7 protein-coding genes are annotated in these 8,010 nt (G+C 72.0%); 5 read left to right on the plus strand and 2 right to left on the minus strand.

Translation table 11 applies throughout. From position 1 onward, the window contains the following. Positions 1–76 precede the first annotated feature (76 nt). Both ABEA10_RS27325 and ABEA10_RS27330 read right to left on the minus strand, forming a co-directional pair. Complete coding sequence (locus tag ABEA10_RS27325) at positions 77–1,417, minus strand: sensor histidine kinase (RefSeq protein WP_345468810.1); 1,341 nt, start codon at positions 1,415–1,417, stop codon at positions 77–79. Continuing rightward, on the minus strand, positions 1,414–2,082 hold the full coding sequence (locus tag ABEA10_RS27330; RefSeq protein WP_345468812.1) for a response regulator transcription factor: 669 nt from the start codon (positions 2,080–2,082) through the stop codon (positions 1,414–1,416). The genes ABEA10_RS27325 and ABEA10_RS27330 overlap by 4 nt, the downstream gene beginning before the upstream one ends. 116 nt (positions 2,083–2,198) lie before the next feature. Here ABEA10_RS27330 and ABEA10_RS27335 point away from each other — a divergent pair, with 116 nt between their 5' ends. The 5 genes from ABEA10_RS27335 (at position 2,199) to ABEA10_RS27355 (ending at position 7,850) form a co-directional block, all read left to right on the plus strand. Next, entirely contained in the window at positions 2,199–2,696 is a 498-nt protein-coding gene (locus ABEA10_RS27335) for a DUF2231 domain-containing protein (RefSeq protein WP_345468814.1), read from the plus strand. Between the two features lie 29 nt (positions 2,697–2,725). Further along, the gene (locus ABEA10_RS27340; protein WP_345468815.1) at positions 2,726–4,120 is read left to right on the plus strand and encodes a ferredoxin reductase family protein; all 1,395 of its coding nucleotides are present in this window, start codon (positions 2,726–2,728) and stop codon (positions 4,118–4,120) included. Between the two features lie 30 nt (positions 4,121–4,150). Further along, positions 4,151–4,609: an FMN-binding protein gene (locus ABEA10_RS27345; protein WP_345468816.1), complete on the plus strand. Its 459-nt coding sequence runs from the start codon at positions 4,151–4,153 to the stop codon at positions 4,607–4,609. After that, complete coding sequence (locus ABEA10_RS27350; protein WP_345468817.1) at positions 4,606–5,412, plus strand: FAD:protein FMN transferase; 807 nt, start codon at positions 4,606–4,608, stop codon at positions 5,410–5,412. Before ABEA10_RS27345 ends, ABEA10_RS27350 begins: the two co-directional genes overlap by 4 nt. Positions 5,413–5,606: 194 nt before the next feature. Beyond that, a complete protein-coding gene (locus ABEA10_RS27355; protein WP_345468818.1) occupies positions 5,607–7,850 on the plus strand; it encodes a heavy metal translocating P-type ATPase in 2,244 nt (747 codons plus the stop codon). Positions 7,851–8,010: the final 160 nt, after the last annotated feature.

Genomic DNA, 8,010 nt, shown 5'->3' on the forward strand with positions numbered 1-8,010 from the left:
CCGACACCGACGGACAGGGTGGCCTGGTTCCCGTTTCGCTCTCGACCTCGTGGTGCCGGGCCTGGGCCCGTACCTCCTATCGGCTTCCTGCCGGGAGGTCGATGGTGGCGGTGAGGCCACCGCCGGGTGTCTCGGACAGTTCTATGGTTCCGCCGTCGGCGGTGATGAGGCGGTGGGCGATCGCCAGGCCGAGGCCGGTGCCCGCCGGGCTGTCGGTGCGGAATCGGCGGAACGCCACTGCCATGGCCTCCGCGCTCATCCCGGGGCCGTCGTCGATGACGGTGACGCAGGTCCGGCGGCCGGAGCGACGCGCTCCGAGGCGTACGTGTCCCTCTGGCGGAGTGGCGGTCAGAGCGTTGTCGATGAGGTTGTCGATCACCTGCTCGAGATGAGCGGGTACGGCCTGGGCGGCGACCGGACGGTTCGTCTCGGCGGACAGACGCACGCCGCGCTCCGCGGCGACGGGGCGCCATGCCTCGACCCGTTCGTCCAGCATGCGCGATACGGCGACGTGTTCCGGCGTCGCGGTGACGTTCTCGGCCCGTGCGACGGCGAGCAGCCCGTCGACCATCCGCGAGAGGCGGGCCAGTTCGTCGAGCGCGCCGTCGAACTCCGCGCCGTCGCCGGTCTCGGTGGCGAGGAGTTCCATGCGCAGCCGAAGCGCGGCCAGCGGCGTACGGAGCTGGTGAGAGACATCGGCGATCATGGTCCGGTGGTCGTGGACGAGGCCTTCCAGACGGGTGGCCATGACGTTGAAGCGTTCGGCGAGCCGCCGGACCTCGACGGGCCGGCGGGGCGGGGCGGCGCGCGCGGTCAGGTCGCCCGTGCCGAGCGACTCCGCGGCCGTTTCGAGAGCACGCAGGGGACGGCCGACCCAGCGGGCGAGTGACACGGCGAGTACGACGGCCCCGGCCACCGCGACGACCGCGACCGTCGCGAGGCGGCCCCACAAGCGCATGACGCGGTCGTTCAGCGGGCCGAGCGGCCGGGACAGCAGGACCGCGCCCGCCACGGCTTCGGCGTGTCCGCTCACCGGTACGGCGGCGATGAGCCGGTCACCGTCCCGGGTGAGGCGAGTCCGGCCGGCCAGTGCGGGTGTCGCCCGTGCCGGGGTGTACAGGCCGGTGTCGGCACCGATCACGGTGTGTCCGTCGTCGTCGACCACGGTGACGGCCATGCCCGCGCCGCCGTCGTTCTCGGCGCGCAGTGCGCCCAGTGTCCGCGGCAGGGCGGCGGACTTCTCATGGTCGGCGAGTCGTTCTTCAGAGGCCGCCGCGAGCGTGTGGGCGATGGTGAGGGTGCCGGTGCGGTAGTCGCGTTCGTGCTGGTTCTCCATCGCGAAGCCCAGCGGGAGGAGCCCGCCGAGCACGAGGCCGCCGGTGAGCGCCAGCAGAGCGGCGAGGATCCGGCTGGTCACCGTGGGTCCCCGAGCCGGAAGCCACGAGCGTAGACGGTCAGGATCGCCGATGGATCACCGAGCTTTCGGCGCAGTGCCGCGATGTGCACGTCGAGCACGCGGGTCGGCCCGTACCACTGGGTGTTCCACACCCGCTCGATGATCTCCTGCCGCGCCACCACCCGGCCTGGATCCGTGGCGAGACACTCGAGGATGTCGAACTCGGTCGGTGTGAGGGCGATCTCCTGATCGCCGCAGTGCACCTGGCGGGTACGCGTGTCGATCCTCAATCGGCCGTGGGTGAGCGCGTCGGGGCCGGTGATGCGACTGCGGCGCAGTACGGCACGGATCCGGGCGGTCAACTCGGCGAATCCGAACGGCTTGACGATGTAGTCGTCGGCTCCCGCGTCCAGCGCCGCGACGCGATCGGGCTCTTCTCCACGCGCGGTGATCACCAGGATCGCCGCGTCCGACCGGGAACGCAGCTCGGTGCACAACTCGACCCCATCGCCGTCGGGCAGACCCAGGTCGAGCAGGACGACGTCGTAGGTATCGGCCGCCCGAGCATCCTCGGCGGTGGACACGGTCCGGGCGGCGTAACCCGCACGTGTCAGCCCGCGGACGAGTGAATCGGCGATGCCGGAATCATCCTCCACGATCAGTACACGTGCCGAAGCGCTGGTCACCGTCTCACCGTATGAGCATTCCGGGGATCTGAACGAGTTCCGAACATTTCCCTAACCCGGTCCTGGCAGGTCCCCGGGAAGGGTGGAGGGCCCCGCTCCCGTCGAGAAGGACACCGATGTTCTCCACCGTCTTCGGGCTGCCCGCACACCCCCTGGTCGTGCACGCGGTCGTCGTCCTCGTACCGCTCGCCGCCCTGTCGGCACTGGTCGTCGCGGTGTGGCCGGCGGCTCGCGACCGCTACGCGCCCGCGGCGCTGCTCCTCGCGACGCTCGCGCTGATCTCGGTCCCGCTCGCCACGCACACCGGCGAACAGCTGGAGCGCCACGTTCACCCCTCGGCCTTCGTGGAGCGGCACACCTCGATGGCCGATGGTCTGCTGCCCTTCATGGGTCTGCTCTGGCTGGCACTGGCCGTGCTGGTCGCGGCACGCCGGCTGGGCGCCACACGAGGAGTGGGCTGGACCCGGTACGTCGCCGGTGGAGCGGCGGTCGTCGCCGTGGTCGGCGCGGTCGCCAGCGGCGTTCAGGTCGCACGGATCGGCGACAGCGGCGCGCGGGCCGCGTGGCACGGCGTCGCCACCACGTCGGGCCAGGTTTCCGGACCGCATCACTGACCGGTACGCCGATGCCCACGACGAATGCCATGAGGCGCCCTGCGAGCCCCGTACGAGCGGTGCCCGGCGGCGGAATGCTCCCCGGACCCGGACGCCTGTGGGAGCGGGTGCTCGTCACCGTGATGATCGCCGGGGCGGTTCCGGTGTTCGGGGTCTGGTGGCAGGACACGCCGGCGGGTTCACTGCGCGGCATCGGCGACCACCTGGTCGCGGCGGGACGCGTCTCCGGGATGCTCGGCGCCTACCTGCTGCTGGTCCTGGTGACGCTGATGTCGCGGATGCCCTGGCTGGACAACCGGGTGGGCTCCGACGTGATCGCGCGCTACCACCGGGCGCTCGGCGAGTACACGGTGATCCTGCTGGTCGCCCATGCGATTCTTCTCGTCGTCGGCTATGGCCTGCAGGACGGCACCGGTCCGGTCGCCGAGACCGTCACCGTCGAGGTGTCGTATCCCGACGTGCTGATGTCCACCGCCGCGCTGGGTCTGCTGGTCATGGTCGGGGTGGTGTCGGCGCGTGCCGTACGGCCCAGGCTCGCCTACGGAAGCTGGCATCTCACCCACCTGTACGTCTATCTGGCGATGGCTCTGGCATTCGCGCACGAATTCGCCAACGGCGCCGACTTCTCCGGGTCGCTGCGCAACCGGGTGCTGTGGTCCGCCGTTCACATCGGTGTGTTCGCCACGCTGGTGGTGTTCCGGCTGCTCGTGCCGGTGTGGCGGTCGGTCGGGCACTCGCTGCGCGTCGCGGAGGTCGTGACCGAAGGGCCCGGCGTCGTGTCCGTCTACATGACCGGTCGGAACCTGAACCGTTTGAAGGCCGAGGCCGGGCAGTTCCTGCGTTGGCGGTTCCTCGACCGCGGGCTCTGGTGGGAGTCGCACCCGTACTCCCTGTCGGCACCACCCACCGACCGGACGATCCGCATCACCGTGAAAGATCTCGGCGACGGCAGCGGGCGGCTTCGCCAGGTGCGTCCCGGCACCCGGGTCTGGTTCGAGGGACCGTACGGGGCGTTCACCGCGGGCCGCGGCAGGGCCCGCCGCGGCGGGCGGCCACGGAGCCTGCTGATCGCGGGCGGTGTGGGGATCACGCCGATCCGCGCGCTGTACGAGACCCTCCCCGGATCAGGCTCGGACGTGATCCTGCTGTACCGGGCGTCGCGCAATGAGGACCTGGTCTTCTGGCGGGAACTGGTGGACATCGCCCGCCATCGGGGCTTCGGTCTCCATCCGATCGTCGGCGGGCACGTGAGGAAGAGCCGAGATCCGCTCGACGCGTCGGCGCTCCTCAGACTCGTACCCGACGTGGCCCAGCGCGACGTCTACCTGTGCGGGCCTCCAGGCCTGGTGAAGGGAGCCACCGGACACCTGAGGAAGGCGGGTGTGCCCAGGAGCCGTATCCATGTCGAAGCCTTCGACCTGTAGAGCTCCGTGGAATGAGAGGGAGATGTCCGCATGATCAAGGTCGTCATGTCGTTGGTGTCCACTGCCATCGGCCTGGTACTGCTGCTGTCCTTCAAGTCACACTCGGCCGGCCCGCCGAGGTCCGCGCTTTCCGGAGCGACGGCCGGGACGCGCAGCCCACACGGCACCGCGTCCCCTTCCCGTACGAGGTCCATGAAGCGCCCCGCCGGCCGGAGCGGCGTCTTCGCCGGAGACCCGATCGACACCCCGTACGGGACGATGCAGGTGGCAGCCGTCATCACGGCCGGCAAGCTCACGAACGTCAAGGTGCTGCGGCACACAGACGTCGGTGGCCGCAGCGCGCAGATCGACGCGTCCTCGCTTCCGGTCCTGCGGTCCGAGGCGCTCTCCGCACACGGCGCGGACATCGACGTCGTGTCCGGGGCGACCTACACGTCGAGGGGTTACGCCACGTCCTTGCAGTCCGCGCTGGACAAGGCCGGTATATGACCGGCCGGCGCACCGCGACCGCCACCAGCATGGGTACCGTCATGTCCATCGCCGCCCCCGCGGACACCGATCCTGAGATGTTCTCGGCGGCCACCCAGGCGGCGTTCACGTGCCTGCGCCATGCTGACGATGTCTTCTCGCCCTTCAAAGCGGCCAGCCCCATCAGCCGGATCAGGGACGGCCGGCTGCCCCTGGCTGATCTTGCCGAGCACCCGGACGCCGCGTGGATTCGTGAGGTCCTCGACATCTGCTCGGCCTTGAAGGCCCAGACCGGAGGCGCGTTCGACGCCTGGGCGGTCGGCGATCCGCCGGCCTTCGACCCATGCGGCGCGGTCAAGGGCTGGGCCGCCGAGCAGGCCGGCGCGACACTCACCGCACACGGCGTGACGCGACACTCCCTCGGGGCGGGCGGCGACGTCCGGGTCCGTGGCGACTGCGGCGACCGGCCGTGGCGGGTGGGCATCACCGACCCGCACCGGCCGGGCCGCCTTCTCGCCGTCGCCGAGCTACGCGACGGCGCCGTCGCGACCTCGGGCACCACCGAGCGCGGCGCGCACATCTGGGATCCGAAGGCCGGCCGACCGGCCTCGTACCTGAGTCAGGTAACCGTCATCGGACCCAGCCTGACCTGGGCCGACGGGTACGCGACCGCGGCGATGGCGCTCGGCGCGCAGGCGTTCGACTGGCTCAGCGCACTCGCCGAGCGGACCGCCTATGACGCACTCGTCGTCGACCGTCGGACCGGCGTCCGGTGGACCCCTGGCATGCCGAAGCACGTTCCGGCGCTCGCTTCGGCCGTATGACCGGATGCACCGGCCTGGGCCCTTCGGGCGGCGGCGCCAGGACCGAAGCCCCTGGCTGCGACTCCGGCGGTCGGCGAGGTTGGGGAGACGCATAGGACGGCAGACGGACCCGCCACCGATCCGGCGGCAGGAGGGTCGCTCCGGCTTGAGGACGAACGAGGATGACCCCATCCGGCGCACGTCGCGTTGCCCTGATGACCGGCACCGCCGGACCGCTGGCGGCCGGCGGGCTCTGCCGTGTCCTCGGGCTCACCGGACCGGCGAACGTTCTGTGGGCCGCGGCGACGCTCTTCGCGCTGGTCCCGGCGGTGTGGTGGGTTCTGGCCGCCCTCCGGCAGCGGCGACTCGGCGTGGACCTGATCGCGGTGCTCGCGCTCGTGGGCTCCCTGCTCGTCCGGGAGTATCTCGCCGGCGCGCTGATCGCGGTCATGCTGGCGACGGGGCGGTCGCTGGAGGACTACGCGAGCCGCCGGGCACGACGGGATCTGCGGGCCCTGCTGGAACGCACTCCGCGAGAGGCGCGGCGCTATGAGGACGGTGCCGTACGGGACGTTCCGGTGGAGGACGTCGTACGCGGGGACCGCCTGCTCGTGCCCGCGGGTTCGGTCGTGCCGGTGGACGGCGTGGTGGAGCGCGACGCCGCGGTCCTGGACGAGTCCGCGCTCACCGGCGAGGCGCTGCCGGTGGAACACGACGTGGGCGCGGCGGTGCGCAGCGGGACGCTCAACGCGGGCGATCCGTTCGACCTGCGCGCCACCGCGACGGCCGAGGAGAGCACCTACGCCGGCGTCGTGCGCCTGGCGCGAGAGGCACAGGCCGAAAGCGCACCGGTCGTCCGTCTCGCTGATCGCTTCGCCGTGCTCTTCCTCCCGTTGAGCCTGGCCGTGGCGGGCGGGGCATGGCTGGCGTCCGGGCAGCTCGTCCGCGCGGTCGCCGTACTCGTCGTCGCGACGCCCTGCCCGCTGCTGCTGGCCGCGCCGGCCGCCATCGTCGCCGGCATCTCGCGTACGGCCCGTCACGGTGTCGTCGTCAAGGGCGGCGCGGCCCTGGAGACCCTGGGGCACGCCCGGACCCTCATCCTCGACAAGACCGGCACGCTGACCACCGGCCGGCCCGAGGTCACCGACGTGGCCACCGACGCGGAGGCGGACCCGGCCGAGCTGCTGCGGCTGGCCGCCGCCGTCGACCAGATGTCCTCACACGCGCTCGCCGAAGCCGTCGTACGGGCCGCTCACGAACGCGGCCTGAGCCTGCCCCGGCCGCATGAGGTCCGGGAAATCGCCGGTCGCGGCGCCCAGGGCCGTGTCGACGGCCGATGCGTCGCCGTCGGCAAGGCGGTCTCGGAGGCCGCCTGGATGTCCGGCGTACGGGCCCGCGCGGCGCTGGACGGCGCCATGACCGTGTGGGTGACCGTCGACGGGCGGACGCGAGGGGTGGTCCTGCTCCGCGACACCGTACGGCCCGACGCACCCCGCACGCTCCGGCGGCTGCGTTCCTCGGGTGTCCGGCGGATCGTCATGCTGACGGGTGACCGTGCCGACGTCGCCGAGAGCGTGGCGACCGTGCTCGGGATCGACCAGGTTCAGGCCGAGTGCTCGCCGGAGGATAAGGTGCGGGCGGTCCGGGCCGAGCCGGACGTCAGCGCGATGGTCGGGGACGGCATCAACGACGGCCCGGCGCTGGCCGCCGCCGACGTCGGCGTCGCCATGGGCGCCCGCGGCGCCGCCGCGTCCTCGCAGGCCGCGGACATCGTCATCACCACCGACCGGCTCGGCCGGCTGGCCGACGCGATGGACGTCGCGCGCCGGGCACGACGGATCGCCGTGCAGAGCGCGGGCGCCGGCATGCTGCTGTCGCTGGCGGCGATGGCCGGGGCGGCCATCGGCCTGATCCCGCCCGCGGCCGGCGCGCTGTTGCAGGAGGGCATCGACGCCGCGGTGATCCTCAACGCCCTGCGGGCCCTGCGCGAGGGCCGGGGCACCCGCGTCCCGCTCGACATCTCGACGGACGCGCTGTTGCGCCGCTTCGGCCGGGAGCACGCCTTCCTCCGGCCGTCACTGGCGAACATCCGGGCGGTCGCCGACTCACTCTCGGCGACCCCCGAGGCCCTGGAACGTCTTCGCGACGTGCACCGGTTTCTCGTCCAGACCCTCCTGCCGCACGAACGCGCCGAGGAGACCCGGCTGTATCCCGCCGTGGCGCGGGCGCTCGGCGGTACGGAGGCAACGACCACGATGAGCCGCGGGCACGCCGAGATCGAGCGTCTCGTACGCCGTCTGGGCCATCACCTCGGCCTCGCCGCACACGACGGTCTCCGGCCCGACCAGCTCGACGATCTCAAGGCGTGCCTCTACGGCCTCCATGCCGTACTGACCTTGCATTTCGCCCAAGAGGAAGAGGCGTACTTCTCCCTCTCATCCGGGGTCTACGCCCTCTGACCCCGGCTCAGGAGGACGAGGCGGCGGTGTCCTGGTCGAGGCGGTCCCGAGCCTGTTCGAAGGCGCGGGCGTGCTCTCCCTCGTCCGTGGCGGTGCCGGACAACATGCGGGCGGCGTCGGTGTCACCGGCCGTCTCGGCCCGGTGGGCGAAGGTGGGGTA

The sequence above is a fragment of the Actinoallomurus oryzae genome, assembly GCF_039541955.1.
Lineage (GTDB): Bacteria > Actinomycetota > Actinomycetes > Streptosporangiales > Streptosporangiaceae > Actinoallomurus > Actinoallomurus oryzae.

Coding starts and splice junctions, on each gene's coding strand:
- ABEA10_RS27335 (WP_345468814.1), top strand. CDS start 2,199: ATGTTCTCCACCGTCTTCGGGCTGCCCGCACACCCCCTGGTCGTGCAC.
- ABEA10_RS27340 (WP_345468815.1), top strand. CDS start 2,726: ATGAGGCGCCCTGCGAGCCCCGTACGAGCGGTGCCCGGCGGCGGAATG.
- ABEA10_RS27345 (WP_345468816.1), top strand. CDS start 4,151: ATGATCAAGGTCGTCATGTCGTTGGTGTCCACTGCCATCGGCCTGGTA.
- ABEA10_RS27350 (WP_345468817.1), top strand. CDS start 4,606: ATGACCGGCCGGCGCACCGCGACCGCCACCAGCATGGGTACCGTCATG.
- ABEA10_RS27355 (WP_345468818.1), top strand. CDS start 5,607: ATGACCGGCACCGCCGGACCGCTGGCGGCCGGCGGGCTCTGCCGTGTC.